This window comes from Streptomyces sp. NPDC091209, from assembly GCF_044757755.1.
Lineage (GTDB): Bacteria > Actinomycetota > Actinomycetes > Streptomycetales > Streptomycetaceae > Streptomyces.
Genome location: NZ_JBIVVR010000016.1, coordinates 121,261 through 138,155, shown reverse-complemented (window position 1 = coordinate 138,155; position 16,895 = coordinate 121,261). Strand labels below are relative to the sequence as shown.

General features: G+C 71.2%; 14 protein-coding genes. 8 read left to right on the top strand and 6 right to left on the bottom strand.

Features of this window, described 5'->3' with window-relative positions; genetic code table 11:
• From ACIQRL_RS35230 to ACIQRL_RS35220, 3 genes are all read right to left on the bottom strand, one after another.
• Positions 1 to 1,782, bottom strand: coding sequence for a glycosyltransferase family 2 protein (locus ACIQRL_RS35230; RefSeq protein WP_401339262.1), 1,782 nt, complete (start codon positions 1,780 to 1,782; stop codon positions 1 to 3).
• Positions 1,783 to 2,021: 239 nt separating this feature from the next.
• Positions 2,022 to 2,315, bottom strand: a complete 294-nt coding sequence (locus ACIQRL_RS35225) for an MTH1187 family thiamine-binding protein (RefSeq protein WP_401339260.1) — start codon at positions 2,313 to 2,315, stop codon at positions 2,022 to 2,024.
• A complete protein-coding gene (locus tag ACIQRL_RS35220) occupies positions 2,312 to 2,656 on the bottom strand; it encodes a DUF3817 domain-containing protein (RefSeq protein WP_401339258.1) in 345 nt (114 codons plus the stop codon). Before ACIQRL_RS35220 ends, ACIQRL_RS35225 begins: the two co-directional genes overlap by 4 nt.
• A gap of 191 nt (positions 2,657 to 2,847) precedes the next feature.
• On the opposite strand from ACIQRL_RS35220, the gene ACIQRL_RS35215 reads away from it, so the two are divergent.
• From ACIQRL_RS35215 to ACIQRL_RS35200, 4 genes are all read left to right on the top strand, one after another.
• Entirely contained in the window at positions 2,848 to 3,480 is a 633-nt protein-coding gene (locus tag ACIQRL_RS35215) for an AIM24 family protein (RefSeq protein WP_401339337.1), read from the top strand.
• 1 nt (position 3,481) lies between these two features.
• Positions 3,482 to 4,132 (top strand): AIM24 family protein, encoded by a 651-nt coding sequence (locus tag ACIQRL_RS35210; protein ID WP_365879607.1) that lies wholly within the window; start codon positions 3,482 to 3,484, stop codon positions 4,130 to 4,132.
• Entirely contained in the window at positions 4,129 to 4,929 is an 801-nt protein-coding gene (locus ACIQRL_RS35205; protein ID WP_401339257.1) for an AIM24 family protein, read from the top strand. The genes ACIQRL_RS35210 and ACIQRL_RS35205 overlap by 4 nt, the downstream gene beginning before the upstream one ends.
• A 104-nt stretch (positions 4,930 to 5,033) precedes the next feature.
• Positions 5,034 to 5,510, top strand: coding sequence for a MarR family winged helix-turn-helix transcriptional regulator (locus tag ACIQRL_RS35200; RefSeq protein WP_401339255.1), 477 nt, complete (start codon positions 5,034 to 5,036; stop codon positions 5,508 to 5,510).
• 2 nt (positions 5,511 to 5,512) lie between these two features.
• On the opposite strand, the gene ACIQRL_RS35195 is transcribed toward ACIQRL_RS35200, so the two are convergent.
• The 3 genes from ACIQRL_RS35195 to ACIQRL_RS35185 all read right to left on the bottom strand — a co-directional run bounded on the left by ACIQRL_RS35195 (position 5,513) and on the right by ACIQRL_RS35185 (position 9,964).
• Positions 5,513 to 6,799 carry an MFS transporter gene (locus ACIQRL_RS35195; protein WP_401339253.1) on the bottom strand — a complete coding sequence of 429 codons (1,287 nt, stop codon included), beginning with the start codon at positions 6,797 to 6,799 and terminating at the stop codon, positions 5,513 to 5,515.
• A gap of 965 nt (positions 6,800 to 7,764) precedes the next feature.
• Positions 7,765 to 8,721, bottom strand: coding sequence for a methylmalonyl Co-A mutase-associated GTPase MeaB (meaB, locus tag ACIQRL_RS35190; RefSeq protein ID WP_401339334.1), 957 nt, complete (start codon positions 8,719 to 8,721; stop codon positions 7,765 to 7,767).
• A 40-nt stretch (positions 8,722 to 8,761) separates the two neighbouring features.
• The gene (locus ACIQRL_RS35185; protein WP_261707192.1) at positions 8,762 to 9,964 is read right to left on the bottom strand and encodes an acetyl-CoA C-acetyltransferase; all 1,203 of its coding nucleotides are present in this window, start codon (positions 9,962 to 9,964) and stop codon (positions 8,762 to 8,764) included.
• A gap of 148 nt (positions 9,965 to 10,112) precedes the next feature.
• Between ACIQRL_RS35185 and mce the strand changes: the two genes are divergently transcribed.
• The 4 genes from mce to ACIQRL_RS35165 all read left to right on the top strand — a co-directional run bounded on the left by mce (position 10,113) and on the right by ACIQRL_RS35165 (position 16,895).
• Positions 10,113 to 10,553, top strand: coding sequence for a methylmalonyl-CoA epimerase (gene mce / locus ACIQRL_RS35180; protein WP_261707191.1), 441 nt, complete (start codon positions 10,113 to 10,115; stop codon positions 10,551 to 10,553).
• A gap of 243 nt (positions 10,554 to 10,796) precedes the next feature.
• Complete coding sequence (scy, locus tag ACIQRL_RS35175) at positions 10,797 to 14,645, top strand: polarized growth protein Scy (protein WP_401339251.1); 3,849 nt, start codon at positions 10,797 to 10,799, stop codon at positions 14,643 to 14,645.
• A gap of 182 nt (positions 14,646 to 14,827) precedes the next feature.
• Positions 14,828 to 15,763: a cellulose-binding protein gene (locus tag ACIQRL_RS35170; RefSeq protein WP_401339249.1), complete on the top strand. Its 936-nt coding sequence runs from the start codon at positions 14,828 to 14,830 to the stop codon at positions 15,761 to 15,763.
• Positions 15,764 to 15,899: 136 nt separating this feature from the next.
• Positions 15,900 to 16,895 (top strand): ABC transporter ATP-binding protein, encoded by a 996-nt coding sequence (locus tag ACIQRL_RS35165; RefSeq protein WP_401339248.1) that lies wholly within the window; start codon positions 15,900 to 15,902, stop codon positions 16,893 to 16,895.

Here is a 16,895-nt window from a genome sequence, read left to right as displayed (position 1 = left end):
CTAGGTACCTCCTGTCGTGGAGCCGGTGACCGTGACGGGGGTGGCGACCGCGGCGGGCACCGGTTCCTTGCCGCCGGGGACCCGGGCGGGGGCGGGCAGTACGAGCCTGGTCCGGCGCCCCGCGACGCGGGTGTGGGCCCAGACCGCGACCGGCGCGAGGGCGATGCCCATGGCCAGCAGCGCCCAGGTCCGCATGGCCGCGTGCGTGTGGCCGAGGACGGCCGACGCGCCGAGCGAGACGGCGAGCAGCGCGGCCCAGCCGAGGTGGACGCGGAAGGTCGAGAGCCGGTCGGGGCTGGCGCCGCCCTTCGGGGTGACGACGAACCGGCTGGGGCGCCGTATCAGGGCCTCACCCAGCGACTTCAGATAGATGGGGGCCGACAGTGCCGACATCGCCATGCCGGCCAGGCCGCCGGATCCCTCGGGTTCGTGCGGCGAGACGTTGTGCCGTCGGTTCCACAGGTACAGGCAGATCTGGAGGGCGGCGGCGTCGCTGTAGAGCATCAGCCACAGGGAGGCCGTGACCTGTGTCCCGGAGGCCCCGAACCACAGGAAGAGGAAGCAACTGAGCATGCCCAGAAGCCAGTTGACGGCGGTCATCGGGTAGTAGAGGAGCATCAGGGTGTACGAGAACAGCCGGCCGGGAGGCATGGTGAACGGTGCCTTCCAGTACTGCTTGAACAGGGTCTCGTAGGTGCCGCGCGACCAGCGGGTCTGCTGGGTGAAGAAGTCGGTCCAGGAGGAGGGGCCTTCGCCGACGGCGAGGACGTCCGGGGTGTAGACGGACCGCCAGTGCCGGCCCGTCCGCGGGTTCCGGTGCCGGTGCAGTTCGAACCCGGTGGCCATGTCCTCGGTGATGGAGTCGTACAGCCCGCCGATCTGCTTGAGGGCCGCGATGCGGACGACGTTGTTGGTGCCGACGAACATGGGCGAGCCGTAGCGGTTGCCGGCGCGCTGGATCAGGGCGTGGAAGAGGAACTGCTGGGACTCGGCGGCCTTGGTGACGGGGTTCTCGTAGTTCCCGTACACCTGGGGGCCGACGACGAACGCCACGTCGGGGTCCCGGAAGTAGCCCATCATCCGCTCCAGGAATCCGGGCAGCGGGACATGGTCGGTGTCGACGGAGGCGAAGAAATCGTACGCGTGACCGTAAAGGGAGAGCCACGCGTTGTAGTTGCCGTGCTTGGTGCGGGCCTTGTGTCGTCCCTCGGGGCGGTTCCACTCGGGCACCCCCCTGCGGGTGAAGTGCCTCACCCGCAGCTCGGCGCACAGGGCCCTGGCCTGCTCGTCGTCGCCCTCGTCGAGGAGCCAGACGTCGAGGGGACCGGTGTGGGTGAGCCCGACCGCGCCTTCGAGGGTGGCCCGGAGCGTGGCGAGGGGTTCCTTGCCCGGGACGTAGGTGGTGAGGAACGCGACCCGGGTCCCCTGCGCGGGGAGGACGGGAACGGGGTCGCGCGCGACCATCGCCGCGTGGGCGATGCTCATGACGTTGACGACCATGAAGAACTCGATCAGGGCGATGGCGACGAGCATGGTGGTGTCGAGGGCGATCAGCCAGGGCTCGCCGCCTGCGCGCTCCACCCAGTGGGTGGGCCACACGAGGTAGACGAGGAGCGCGCCGGTGAGGACGGGCGCGAGGGTCATCAGCAGGACGGCCCTTTTCCGGTGCGGTTCTCGCGAGAGGAGCTGGGTGTACTGCACCCGGTAGCCGGTGCCGGACGGCTGGGTCAGGGGTCCGGCGAGTCGGCTGCAGGTGTCGTAGTCGTAGCCCTCGGGCCGCACATCGCCCTCCAGTGGTGGAACGTGCCCCGCGATCGTTCTGGCTGGTACCCACACATAAGTGGAGTTTTGACGACGTGTCGAACGGGGCGCGTCCGGTTGGGTGCGGGGGCGTGCGGGCGGGTGGTCTTTCGTCCCCGCCCGCCCGGGACACGAAAGAACCCCGGTCCTGGGGACCGGGGTTCTCGGTACGGGGCGTGCGCCCGGGGTCATGCCCGTCGTGCCGACGTGCCGTCATACCCTCACGCCGACAGGTGTCGCTCCACTGTCTCCACCTTGGAGGTGAGGCCGTCGGTCACGCCGGGGCGGATGTCCGCCTTGAGGACGAGCGAGACGCGGGGCGCGCGTTCCTCGACGACGGCCACGGCACGCTTGACGACGGCCATCACCTCGTCCCAGTCACCTTCGATCGAGGTGAACATCGCGTCGGTGCGGTTGGGCAGGCCGGACTCACGGACGACACGGACGGCGTCGGCGACGTACTCCCCCACGTCGTCGCCGACACCGAGCGGTGTCACGGAGAACGCGACGATCATGCGTTCACGACCCCTTCCTTGCGGGCGCGGGACGCGATGACCGCGTCCTCGGTCTCGCGCTTGAGCTTGCGCTCGGCGAAGAAGCCGCCGGTGGGCAGGACGGAGAGGACGAAGTAGAGGACGCCGGTACCGGCGCTCCACCGGGTGCGGTTCCAGGCGTCCGCCCAGAAGATCACGTACAGGATGAAGAGGACGCCGTGGACCGCGCCCATGACGGGGACGGCGTTGAAGTCCGTGGTCCGCTTCAGCACCGAGCAGACGAGCAGCAGCAGGAAGGAAACGGCTTCGGGCGCCGAGACCAGACGGAGCCGGCGGAGTGCGGTGGCGGTCTTTATGTCCACGGGTCACCTTCGGTGGGATTCGCTGTCGGGGGGAACGCTTCCTTGTGAACGCACGCACAAGCGTCCCGGACATTGTGGCATCCGAAGGGCGCGATCCCGGTTCCGGGGCCCTTAGGGGTCGGCTCAGGGGTGAGATCCACCTCTGGACTCTGTCCGCGGTCCGGCACTGCGGCTACCTTCACACCGTGGCGATGTTTCGACTTCAGGGCAGCAAGGTGCTGGCCGTCGACATGACCGGGGACGCCGTGAAGGCGAAGAACGGCTCCATGGTCGCGTACGACGGTCAGATGGCCTTCAAGAAGCTCAGCGGGGGCGGTGAGGGGATCCGGGGGATGGTGACCCGGCGCCTCACCGGTGAGCAGATGACGGTGATGGAGGTGAAGGGGCACGGCACCTGCTGGTTCGCGGACCGGGCCTCGGAGATCAACCTGGTGGCTCTTCAGGGGGACAAGCTGTACGTGGAGTCGAGCAATCTGCTCGCCACGGACGCGGGTCTGCGCACGGGCACGACATTCACGGGCCTGCGCGGCGCCTCGCAGGGCAACGGACTGTTCACGACCACCGTCGAGGGCCACGGCCAGGCGGCGATCATGTCGGACGGGACCGCGGTGGTGCTGCGGGTCAGCGACCGGTACCCGCTGACGGTCGACCCCGGGGCGTACATCGCGCATCAGGGCAACGTGCGCCAGTCGTTGCAGTCCGGTGTGACGTTCCGCACGTTCCTCGGCGAGGGCGGTGGCGAGGCGTTCCAGATGCGCTTCGAGGGCGACGGGCTGGTCTACGTCCAGCCCAGTGAGCGCAACACGATCGCGGGGGATGTGTGACATGCCGTTCCGCGAGGTGAACTCGAAGATGGTCGAGGCGACGGTGGTGCCGGGCCAGCGGCTGTTCAGTCAGCGCGGCGCGATGCTCGCGTACAAGGGCGAGGTGTCGTTCACGCCCAACATCCAGGGCGGGCAGGGCGGCGTGATGTCGATGATCGGCCGCCGGCTGGCCAACGAGGCGACTCCCCTGATGACCGTCGAGGGCGCCGGCACCGTGCTCTTCGGGCACGGCGGCCACCACGTCCACGTGATCAGCCTCACGGGCGACACGCTGTACGTCGAGGCGGACCGGCTGCTGGCCTTCGACGGGGCGCTGCAGCAGGGCACGATGTTCCTCGGCTCGCAGGGCGGCGTGATGGGCATGGTGCGGGGCCAGGTGACGGGCCAGGGGCTCTTCACGACCACGCTCAAGGGGCACGGCGCGGTGGCCGTCATGGCGCACGGCGGAGTCTTCGAGGTCCCGATCACCCCGCAGCGGACGGTGCACGTCGACCCGCAGGCGTACGTGGCGCACCACGGCGACGTGCGCAACAAGCTGTCCACCGCGCTGGGCTGGCGCGACATGGTGGGCCGCGGTTCGGGCGAGGCGTTCCAGCTGGAGCTGAGCGGAAGCGGTTCGGTGTACGTCCAGGCCTCGGAGGAGAAGCTGTGAGCGGGTACGGAGCCCCCGGCGGCCCGGTGATCCACGATCCGATGTCGCTGCCGGTCGACGACAATGTCAACAAATACACCTTCTGCGTGGAGCTCAAGGGAAGCGAGTGGTTCCTGCAGAAGGGCAAGATGATCGCCTACTACGGATCGATGGAGTTCAACGGCATCGGGCACGGCCGACTTGACCGTCTTGTCCGTACGTCTTTTCATTCGCCTCTGCACGCGAGCGACTGGGTCGTGGCGCAGGGCTCGGGCAAGATGCTGCTCGCCGACCGGGCCTTCGACGTGAATTCGTACGACCTCGACGACGGCAACCTGACCATTCGCTCGGGCAACTTGCTCGCTTTTCAGCCAAGTCTCGCGCTCAAGCAGTCGATCGTGCCGGGCTTTCTGACCCTGATCGGAACCGGCAAGTTCGTGGCCGCGTCGAACGGTCCGGTGGTGTTCATGGAACCCCCGATCAGGGTGGACCCGCAGGCCCTCGTCGGGTGGGCGGACTGCCCGTCCCCGTGCCACCACTACGACCATGGGTACATGACAGGCGTGATGGGCGGTCTACGTGCGATGACGGGCCTCGGAGGGGCCTCGGGCGAGGAGCACCAGTTCGAGTTCGTCGGGGCCGGCACGGTGCTGCTCCAGTCCACCGAGATCCTGATGGCGGAGCAGGCCACGGGGGCGGTCCCGCACCAGGCCGGAGTGCCCGGCGCGGGAGGGGTGCCCGGTCAGCACGGAGGGCAAGCCGGCGCACCGCGCCTTCCCGGACAGCTGGGGGACCTCCAGCGTCGCTTCGGGCTGTGAGCGGTAGTCTGCGGAGTGTGACATCGAACGCGCATCGAACGTGTGCGCACGGTCACATAACCCCTCACTAGTTCGCCTTTCAACATTTTAGGTAGACTTCATTCATGGAGACCGAGACGGCCACGCGCTGGCTGACCGATGCGGAGCAGTGCGCCTGGCGCACCCACCTGGAGGTCAACAGGCTGTTGACGTACCAGCTCGAAAGGGACCTTCAGCCGTTCGGGCTGACGATGAACGACTACGAGATCCTGGTGAACCTCTCCGAGTCGGAGGGCGTACGCATGCGGATGAGCGATCTGGCGTCCGCCACCCTCCAGTCCAAGAGCCGCCTCTCGCACCAGATCACGCGCATGGAGAACGCGGACCTGGTGCGCCGCGAGAACTGCGAGTCCGACCGGCGAGGGCTCTACGCGGTCCTCACCGAGCACGGCATGGAGACGATGAAGAAGGTCTCGCCGCATCATGTGACGTCCGTACGACGGCACTTCATCGATCTGGTGTCACCCGAGGCGCTGGAGGACCTGCACAAGTCGCTGCGGCCGATCGCCGAGCACCTGCTGGGACAGCGCGGCAAGCCGTAGGACTAGCACGGGAGTTGCGCGCCGTCCGGTTCGACGGGGGGCGCGCTCCCGGCCGCACGGTGCCCCGCGTCCGCTTCCGGACGCGGGGTTCTCGCGCTTCGCGCGCAGACCAGGGCCGCCGCCAGCGCCAGTGCCCCCGAGAACGCGAAGCACAGCCCCAGGGGCAGCCGGCCCACCAGCAGGCCCGCGCCGGCGGAGCCGCCCGAACTCCCCGCGTTCACCGCGGTGTTGACCCAGGCTCCGGCCTGGGTGCGGAAGCCGGGCGGGGCGGCCGCGTCGGCCATCAGATAGGACGTCGTAAGAGCCGGGGCGACGAAGAAACCGGCGCAGGCGACGGCCACCGTCAGCGTGCCGAGGCCGGGGGCGAGCCCCGCGGCGAGCAGCGTGAGGCCCAGGCAGCCGGCCAGCAGTGGCAGCCGTACGCCGGGGGCCGTACGCCAGTCGACCGCGCCGTTCAGCACGCCGCCCAGCGCGCTGCCCAGCGACAGCGCGGCCAGCACCCAGGCCACCGCGCCCGCGCCGTGGTGATGCCGCCCGGCGAACGCCATGACCAGGAGGTCGACGGCGCCCAGGGACAGGCCGACGCCGAGCGCGACGACGACGGGCTGGGCGAGGGCCCGTCCGCCGCGCCACCGGCGGCCGCCGCGTGTCGCCCCGGCCGCTTTCGCCGCGGCCGGACGGACGCCCGCCACGACCGGGGACAGAACGAACGCCAGGGTTCCCGACCACACCAGCAGGGCGCTCAGCGCGACCGCCGCGGCAGGCGGCGCCACCTGGACGACCGCGCCGACGAGCAGCGGTCCGGAGACGAACAGGATCTCCTCGACGACACCGTCGAGGCCGTACGCGCGCTGCAACAGCCGTTCGTCCTGGACCACTTCGCCCCACACGGCGCGCATCGTGGGGCCGAGCGGGGGTGTGCAGGCGCCCGCGGCGACCGCCAGCGCGCCGATCGCCGCGGCCGGTGCGCCGGGCCGCCAGGCCGTGGCCGCGAACACGGTGAGCAGGCCCGCGTACAGCGAGGCCATGGGGACCAGGGCACGGCGGGCGCCGTACCGGTCGATCAGCGCCGCCCGCGCGGGCGACAGGAACACGCTCATCGCGCCGAACAGCGCCATGACCGTGCCGGCCACGGCGTACGAGCCGGTGGCGCGGGTGGCGGTGAGCATCATGGCCAGGGAGACCACGCCGTACGACAGACGGCCGGTCATGGCCGCCGCGAAGGTGCGGCGGGCGTGGGGAATGCGGAAGAGCGCGGCGTAGGACGGCCGCGAAGGTGACGCAGACATGGGTGGAGTTCCTCAACAGCGAGGCGGGACAGGGGTCGCCGGAGTGCCGCGACGCCGCAGCCACGGTGCTGCGTTCACGTCGCGGGCCTGGGCGGGCCCTATGCCAAGAGGAGGAACATGCCGCCCAAGGTAACAGCGGCCACGGAGGGTCGGCCAGGTATTTCCCGACCGCGCTACCCGGACCAGCACCGTCCCGCTCGACACCGCCTGACCCAGCCCCCGGAGCACACACGCCCCGCTGGACGCCACCGCGGGCCCCACGGCCCGGCTACCCGGCACCCGCACGCGGCACGCGGCACGCGGCACGCGGCACGCGGCACGCGGCACAGCCTCCGCCGCCTCCGCCGCCTCCGTCGCCTCCCGGCCCTGCGTCCGCAGGACACCGCCTCGCAACGGACAGCCCAAGCACCCGGCGGGCGCCGGGCGCCGGGAGCACCACCGCATCAACTCCGCCCGGTGCCGTCGCCGCACGGCACCGCACCGCAGCGCCGCCCCCAGGGGCCACCCGCGCGGCTCGGCGCCCCGGGACCGCACGGCGGTGCCCCGCACGGGCGCGCGCCGGGAGCACCGTCGCATCAACTCCGCCCGTCCGCTGATCGCCTTCGCGGCGCGCGTCGCAGGGCTCCGCCCGGGAGGGAAGCCGGACGGCCTCGTACCGTCCCGGCGCGCGGTTCGACGTCGGCGGCGGCGTCAGAGGGGAGTGTGGGTGGTGCGAGGTGCTATCTCGGACTGTGGGACGGGTGTGCACCGCTTCGGCGGGCGCCGTGCCGTGCGACACGGCACAGCCGGGCTCGTCGGCACCCCGAAGCTCACCGCGCTGCGGTGGCCCCCTGGGAACGCACGGCGCGCGCCGAGCTGTGCCACATCGCGCCGGGGCGCACCGCGCCGACTACGGCCCGGAGTGCGCGCGGCGGCTCCGGAGTGTGTGCCCGGAGCAGAGGCCGGGCCGGCTCGCGTCGGCGTGCTCAGCTCTCCGTCAGGCCCTCGATCAGGGTGTCGGCGGCTCGGTAGGGGTCCAGTTCGCCCGCGACGATGCGCTCCGCGAGGGCGCTCAGTCGGCGGTCGCCATGGAGGTCGCCGATCCGCCGGCGCAACGCCGTGACCGCGATCGTCTCGACCTCCTGGGAGGCCCGGGCGAGCCGGCGCTCGGTCAGTACGCCGTGCTCCTCCATCCACGCCCGGTGCTTCTCCAGGGCCTCGACGACCTCGTCGATGCCCTCGGCGCGCGCGGCGACGGTCTTGACGATCGGCGGGCGCCAGTCCCCCGGACGCCGGGACTCACCGAGGCTGAGCATGTGGTTGAGCTCGCGGGCGGTGGCGTCGGCACCGTCACGGTCCGCCTTGTTGACGACGTACACGTCACCGATCTCCAGGATTCCCGCCTTGGCGGCCTGGATGCCGTCGCCCATCCCGGGGGCGAGGAGGACGACGGAGGTGTCGGCCTGGGAGGCGATCTCCACCTCCGACTGGCCGACGCCGACGGTCTCCACCAGGATCACGTCGCAGCCCGCCGCGTCCAGGACGCGGATCGCCTGGGGGGCCGACCAGGCCAGTCCGCCGAGATGGCCGCGCGTCGCCATCGAGCGGATGTAGACGCCCGGGTCCGAGGCGTGGTCGGACATCCGGACACGGTCGCCCAGCAGCGCGCCCCCGGAGAACGGCGAGGACGGGTCGACGGCGAGGACACCGACCCGCTTGCCCTGCCGCCGGTAGGCCGTCACCAGCGCCGACGTCGACGTCGACTTGCCGACGCCGGGCGAGCCGGTGAGGCCCACCACGTACGCGTTGCCGGTCAGCGGGGCCAGCGCGGCCATGACCTCACGGAGCTGTGGTGCCGCTCCCTCCACGAGGGAGATCAGCCGGGCCACCGCCCGCGGCCGTCCTTCCCTGGCCTGGGTCACCAGCGAGGAGACGTCCTGCATCACAGCTCCGTTCACGAGAGGTCGGTCGGTCGAACGCGGGTCAGGCCTTGGCCACCCGCACGATCAGCGCGTCGCCCTGACCGCCGCCGCCGCACAGGGCGGCCGCGCCCACACCGCCGCCGCGCCGCTTCAGTTCGAGGGCGAGGTGCAGCACGACCCGGGCGCCGGACATGCCGATCGGGTGACCGAGGGCGATGGCGCCACCGTTGACGTTCACCTTTTCCGTGGACACCCCGAGGTCCTTCATCGACTGGACCGCGACCGCCGCGAAGGCCTCGTTGATCTCGATCAGGTCGAGGTCCTCGACCTCCAGGCCCTCCTTCTTCAGGGCGTGCAGGATCGCGTTCGAGGGCTGCGACTGCAGGGAGTTGTCCGGCCCCGCCACATTGCCGTGGGCGCCGATCTCCGCGATCCACTCAAGACCGAGCTCCAGCGCCTTGGCCTTGCTCATCACGACCACGGCGGCCGCGCCGTCCGAGATCTGCGAGGAGGTGCCGGCGGTGATGGTGCCGTCCTTGGCGAAGGCGGGGCGCAGCTTGCCGAGCGACTCGGCGGTCGTCTCGGCGCGGATGCCCTCGTCCTTGCTGAAGACGACGGGCTCGCCCTTGCGCTGCGGGATCTCGACGGGTGTGATCTCCGCCTCGAAGATGCCGTTCTTCTGGGCGGCGGCCGCGCGCTGGTGGGAGAGGGCGGCGATCTCGTCCTGCGCCGGGCGCTGGATCCCGAGGCGGGTGTTGTGCTTCTCCGTGGACTCGCCCATGGCGATGCCCTCGAAGGCGTCCGTCAGACCGTCGTACGCCATGGCGTCGAGCATCTCGATCGCGCCGTACTTGTATCCCTCACGGGACTTCGGGAGCAGGTGCGGGGCGTTCGTCATGGACTCCTGGCCGCCGGCGACGACGATGTCGAACTCGCCGGCGCGGATGAGCTGGTCCGCGAGGGCGATGGCGTCGAGGCCGGAGAGACACACCTTGTTGATGGTCAGGGCCGGGACGCTCATCGGGATGCCCGCCTTGACGGCGGCCTGGCGTGCCGGGATCTGCCCTGCCCCGGCCTGGAGCACCTGGCCCATGATCACGTACTGCACCTGGTCGCCGCCGATGCCCGCACGGTCGAGGGCGGCCTTGATCGCGAAGCCGCCGAGGTCGGCCCCGGAGAAGGACTTCAGCGAGCCCAGCAACCGTCCCATGGGCGTACGGGCGCCCGCGACGATAACCGAGGTACTGCTGTTCGTTCCAGACATGAGGTGCGATCCCCTTACCGGCTTGCACAGCCGAGGAGTGAACGAGGGTTTACTGAGAATGTACTGAGCGGTAGGCCAACCGTCATCCGGCCCGCAGTGTGATCGCGCGCACGTTGCGTAACCACGCCAGGAGCGCTGCACTGACTCCATGCTGACGCGAATCGACCACATCGGGATCGCCTGTTTCGACCTCGACGCCACTGTCGAGTTCTACCGTGCGACGTACGGCTTCGAAGTCTTCCACTCCGAGATCAACGAGGAGCAGGGCGTCCGGGAGGCCATGCTCAAGATCAACGAGACGTCCGACGGCGGCGCCTCCTACCTCCAGCTGCTCGAACCCACCCGCGAGGACTCGGCCGTGGGCAAGTGGCTGGCCAAGAACGGCGAGGGCGTGCATCACATCGCCTTCGGCACCGCGGACGTCGACGGCGACGCCGCGGACATCCGGAACAAGGGCGTCCGAGTCCTCTACGACGAGCCCCGGACCGGGTCCATGGGGTCCCGGATCACGTTCCTCCACCCCAAGGATTGCCACGGAGTACTGACAGAACTGGTCACTTCGGCGGCGGTTGAGTCGGCTGAGCACTGACCTCCGTATATCTGGGCCGGTAGGGTTGGGGTCGGCCGTCGCCTTTCGAGGGGGACGGCCGTGGTCCCGGCGCCTTCCGGCGAGCGGGACCAAGGGCCGGGGTCCAGGTTTCGGGGGGCGAGCGTCGGGGCAGCAGCCCGTGCTCAGCCGTTGATCTGACACCATTCCCCGGGGGCCCCGTTCGGCGGAAGAACGGTGCTCGTTCGGATTTACTTGCGACCAGGGGACGGATGGGACCGCGCAGTGCGGGGCTACGAACGCCAGGAGCGAGAGCCGGCGGCTGACGTCGACCACCTCTCTCGGTTCGAGGCCGAGATGGAACGGCTGAAGACCGAGCGGGAGAAGGCCGTCCAGCACGCCGAGGACCTCGGCTATCAGGTCGAGGTGCTGCGCGCCAAGCTGCATGAGGCGCGCCGCAGTCTGGCGACCCGTCCTGCCTACGACGGGGCCGACATCGGCTATCAGGCCGAGCAGATGCTCCGTAATGCCCAGATGCAGGCCGACCAGCTGCGCGTCGACGCCGAGCGCGAGATCAGCCAGGCCCGGGCGCAGACCCAGCGCATCCTCCAGGAGCACGCCGAGCAGGCCGCCCGGCTCCAGGCGGAGCTGCACCAGGAGGCGGTCACCCGCCGTCAGCAGCTCGACCAGGAGCTGGCCGAGCGCCGGCAGACCGTCGAATCGCACGTCAACGAGAACGTGGCGTGGGCGGAGCAGCTCCGCGCCCGCTCCGAGTCCCAGGCCCGCCGTCTGCTGGACGAGTCGCGTGCCGAGGCCGAGCAGGCGCTCGCCGCGGCCCGCGCGGAGGCCGAGCGGGTCGCCGCCGAGGCCCGCCAGCGGCTCACCAACGACGCCGAGGCGACCCGCGCCGAGGCCGAGGCGCTGCTGCGCCGGGCCCGCACGGACGCCGAGCGGCTGCTGAACGCCGCGTCGACGCAGGCCCAGGAGGCCACCGACCACGCCGAGCAGCTGCGCAGCTCCACGGCCAACGAATCGGACAACGCCCGCCGTCAGGCCACCGAGCTGAGCCGGGCCGCCGAGCAGCGGATGAGCGCAGCCGAGAACGCGCTGCGCGAGGCGCAGGCCGAGGCCGACAAGGTCCTCAACGAGGCCAAGGAGGCCGCGGCCAAGACGGTCGCCGGTGCCGAGTCGGTCAACGAGCAGCGCACGCGGACGGCCAAGGAGCAGGTCGCCCGGCTGGTCAGCGAGGCCACCAAGGAGGCCGAGACCACCAAGTCCGAGGCCGAGCAGATCGTCGCCGACGCCCGTTCGAAGGCCGAGACGATCGTCGCCGAGGCCGAGGACAGCGCCCGCAGCCTCACCGCCGAGGAGACCGCCTCCCAGCTCGCCAAGGCCGCCCGGACCGCCGAGGACGTGCTCAACCGCGCCTCCGACGAGGCCAAGAGGACCACGAAGGCGGCGGCCGAGGAGGCCGAGCGGATCCGCACCGAGGCGGAGACCGAGGCCGACCGGCTGCGCGCCGAGGCGCACGACATCGCCGAGCAGCTCAAGGGCACGGCGAAGGACGACACCAAGGAGTACCGCGCCAAGACGGTCGAGCTCCAGGAGGAGGCGCGGCGGCTGCGCGGTGACGCCGAGCAGCTGCGTTCGGACGCGGTCGCCGAGGGCGAGCGCATCCGTGCCGAGGCCCGGCGCGAAGCCGTCCAGCAGATCGAGGAGGCGGCCCGGACCGCCGAGGAGCTGCTCGGCAAGGCGAAGGCGGACGCGGACGAGCTCCGCCAGGCCGCCACGGCCGACAGCGAGAAGGTCCGCACCGAGGCCATCGAGCGCGCCACGAACCTGCGCCGGCAGGCCGAGGAGACGCTGGAGCGGACCCGCGGGGAGGCCGAGAAGCACCGCGCGGACGCCGTCGAGCAGGCCGAGACGATCGCGGCCGACGCGGAGCGGGCCGCCGAGCGGCAGCGCGAGGACACCGAGCGGGCCATAGCGGCCCGTCAGGCCGAGGCCGCCGAGGGTCTTGCCCGGCTGCACACGGAGGCCGAGGACCGTCTCACCTCCGCCGAGCAGGCGCTGACGGAAGCGCGTGCGGAAGCCGAGCGGATCCGCCGCGAGGCCGCCGAGGAGACCGACCGGCTGCGTTCGGAGGCCGCCGAGCGCATCCGTACGCTCCAGGCGCAGGCCGAGACGGAGGCCGACCGGCTGCGCGACGAGGCCGCGGGGGACGCGTCGGCGTCCCGGGCCGAGGGCGAGGCCATCGCCGTACGGCTGCGTTCGGAGGCCGCGGCGGAGGCCGAGCGGCTGAAGGCGGAGGCCCAGGACAGCGCCGACCGGGTGCGGAGCGAGGCCCAGGCCGCGGCCGAGCGTCTGGCGACCGAGGGTGCCGAGACGCTGGCCGCCGCCCAGGAGGAGGCCGCCCGGCGCCGCCGCGAGGCCGAGGAGACCCTCGGTTCGGCACGCCAGGAGGCCGACCAGGAGCGTGAGCGGGCCCGCGAGCAGAGCGAGGAACTGCTCGCCTCCGCGCGCAAGCGCGTCGAGGAGGCCCAGACCGAGGCCGTACGGCTGGTCGAGGAGGCGGACCGGCGCGCGACCGAGATGGTCTCCAACGCCGAGCAGACCGCGCAGCAGGTGCGCGACTCCGTGGCGGGGCTGCACGAGCAGGCCCAGGAGGAGATCACCGGGCTGCGCTCGGCCGCCGAGCACGTGGCGGACCGTACGCGCACCGAGGCGCAGGAGGAGGCGGACCGGGTCCGCGCCGACGCTTACGCCGAGCGCGAGCGGGCGTCCGAGGACGCGGCACGGGTACGGCGCGAGGCGAGCGAGGCGTCGGAGGCCGCGAGCGCCCTCGCGGAGCGCACGGTCGCGGAGGCGATCGCCGAGGCGGAGCGGATGCGTTCGGACGCGGCCGACCACGCCCAGCGGGTGCGCACCGAGGTGTCGGACGCCATCGCGAACGCCGACCAGGACGCCGCGCGCACCCGTGCGGACGCCCGGGAGGACGCGAACCGGATCCGTTCGGACGCGGCCGCGCAGGTGGACACGCTCATCACCGAGGCGACGGCGGAGGCCGAGCGGCTCGGGATCGAGACCGCGGCCGAGGCCGAGCGGGTACGCGCCGAGTCCGTGGCCAAGGCCGAGAAGCTCATCTCGGACGCGACCGGTGACGCGGAGCGGCTGCGCGCCGAGGCCGCCGATGCGGTCGGTTCCGCGCAGCAGCACTCCGAGCGGATCCGCACCGAGGCCGAGCGCTTCAAGGCGCGGGCGACGGAGGAGGCCGAGCGGCGCACGGCGGCGGCGCGCGAGGAGGCCGAGCGCACGCTGGACGCGGCCCGTCAGGAAGCCAACAAGCGGCGCTCCGAGGCGGCCGAGCAGGTCGACACGCTCATCTCCGAGACGGCTTCCGAGGCGGACAAGCTGCTCTCCGAGGCGCAGCAGAGCGCGCAGAAGACGACGGCGGACGCCGAGTCGCAGGCCGACACGATGGTCGGCGTGGCGCGGGGCGAGGCCGAGCGGCTCGTCTCGGAGGCGACCGTCGAGGGCAACACCCTCGTGGAGCGGGCCCGTACGGACGCGGACGAGCTGCTGATCGGCGCGCGCCGGGACGCCACGGCGATCCGGGAGCGCGCGGAGGAGCTGCGCGACCGCGTCACGTCCGAGATCGAGGATCTGCACGAGCGGGCCCGCCGTGAGTCGTCCGAGGCGATGAAGAACGCGGGTGACCGGTGCGACGCGCTCATCAAGGCCGCCGAGGACCAGCTCGCCGAGGCCGACGCGAAGGCCAAGGATCTGCTGGCGGAGGCGAACTCCGAGGCGAGCAAGGTCCGTATCGCCGCGGTGCGCAAGGCCGAGGGGCTCCTGAAGGAGGCCGAGCAGAAGAAGTCCTCGCTCGTCGCCGAGGCCGAGAAGATCAGGTCGGAGGCCATCCAGGAGGCGAAGGCCGCCGTGGAGGAGGGCAAGCGCGACCTGGAGGTCCTGGTCCGCCGGCGTGAGGACATCAACGCGGAGATCTCCCGTGTCCAGGACGTCCTGGAAGCGTTGGAGTCTTTCGAGGCGCCATCGGGTGGCAAGGACGGTGGGGTGAAGGCGGGTGCTGCCGCGGGGGCTGCCCGTTCGGGTGGCAAGGCGTCGGAGAGCTAGCCGGAAGCACTGATTCCGTGCTTTGTGGGAGGTTTGTCACAGGTTCTGGCAAGCCATCCGACAGCTAGCCACCCAAAAGGAGTGTCATTCTCCAGATCAAACACGTATCCGCTCGATGACACACCGCATTGCCCCCTAGGATTCCACCTATCACCTCACCGGTCTCATTCGACAGGAACCCCATGAGCGACACTTCCCCCTACGGCTTCGAGCTTGTGCGGCGTGGATACGACCGCGCTCAGGTGGACGAACGCATCTCGAAGCTCGTCTCCGACCGTGACAGCGCTCTGGCCCGTATCACCGCCCTTGAAAAGCGCATCGAGGAACTCCATCTCGAAACGCAGAACGCCCAGGCCCAGGTGAGCGACGCCGAGCCGTCGTACGCGGGTCTCGGCGCGCGCGTCGAGAAGATCCTCCGCCTCGCCGAGGAGGAGGCCAAGGACCTGCGCGAGGAGGCCCGTCGCGCGTCCGAGCAGCACCGCGAGCTCGCCGAGTCGGCGGCTCAGCAGGTGCGCAACGACGCGGAATCGTTCGCCTCGGACCGCAAGTCCAAGGCGGAGGACGAGGGCGTCCGGATCGTCGAGAAGGCCAAGAGCGACGCCTCTCAGCTGCGCGGCGAGGCACAGAAGGACGCGCAGTCCAAGCGCGAGGAGGCGGACGCCCTCTTCGAGGAGACCCGTGCCAAGGCCGCCCAGGCCGCCGCCGACTTCGAGACGAACCTCGCCAAGCGCCGCGAGCAGTCCGAGCGCGACCTGGCGTCGCGGCAGGCCAAGGCCGAGAAGCGCCTCGCGGAGATCGAGCACCGCGCCGAGCAGCTCCGTCTGGAGGCCGAGAAGCTGCGCACGGACGCCGAACGCCGTGCCCGCCAGACGGTGGAGACGGCTCAGCGCCAGGCCGAGGACATCGTGGCCGACGCGAACGCCAAGGCCGACCGCATCCGCTCGGAATCCGAGCGCGAGCTGGCCGCCCTCACCAACCGCCGCGACTCGATCAACGCGCAGCTCACGAACGTCCGCGAGATGCTCGCGACGCTCACGGGCGCCGCGGTGGCCGCCGCCACCGGCCCGGCCGACGACGAGCCGATCTCTCGCGGGGTTCCTGCCCAGCAGTCCCGGTGACCGCACACCGGTACCGGTAACCGCACAGCACGACACCAGGGCCCGTTCCCTCTCCCGAGGGCGCGGGCCTCGTCGTGCCCGCGAGGGAGTCCTCGCCCAAGTGGCAGGCCCCCGGGGGCCGTCTTAGCGTGGCCGCATGATCGAGCTCGCGGGGCTGACCAAGCGGTACGGCGAGAAGGTGGCGGTCAACAACCTCACCTTCTCCGTCAGACCGGGCATCGTGACCGGCTTCCTCGGTCCCAACGGTGCCGGGAAGTCCACGACGATGCGGATGATGCTCGGGCTCGACCGTCCCACCGCGGGCGACGTACGGATCGACGGACAGCACTACGACCATCTCAAGGACCCCCTGAAGTACATCGGCGCCCTGCTCGACGCCCAGGCCATGCACGGCGGCCGCAGTGCCTTCAACCATCTCCTCTGCCTGGCCCAGAGCAACGGCATCCCGAAGGCGCGGGTGCACGAGGTCCTCGACACCGTCGGTCTCACCGCGGTCGCACGGAAGAAGGCGAAGGGGTTCTCGCTGGGCATGGGCCAGCGGCTCGGCATCGCGGGCGCCCTCCTCGGCGACCCGCGGATCCTGATGTTCGACGAGCCGGTCAACGGCCTCGACCCCGAGGGCATCCACTGGATCCGCAACCTGATGAAATCCCTGGCCACGCAGGGCCGTACGGTCTTCGTCTCCTCGCACCTCATGAGCGAGATGGCGCTGACCGCCGACCACCTCGTCGTCATCGGCCAGGGCAGACTGCTCGCCGACACCTCGATGGCCGACTTCATCCAGCAGAACTCGCGCTCGTACGTCCGGATCCGCTCCCCGCAGCGCGAGCGGCTGCTCGACGTGCTGCAGGGCGCGGGGATCACCGTCGTCCGGACGGGCAGCGGCGCACTCGAAGTGGACGACGGGAAGCCGGAGCACATCGGCGAGCTGGCCGCGCGGCACCAGATCGTGCTGCATGAGCTGAGCCCTCAGCAGGCCTCGCTGGAGGAGGCGTTCATGCAGCTCACCGCGGAGTCGGTGGAGTACCACGCGCACACCGACGAGCCGGGTCCGCAGAGCCTGCCCAGCTCGTCGAGCCCGCCGAGCGCGCCCCCGGCCCCGCAATGGGGCGGCGACTGGAAGAAGGACTGA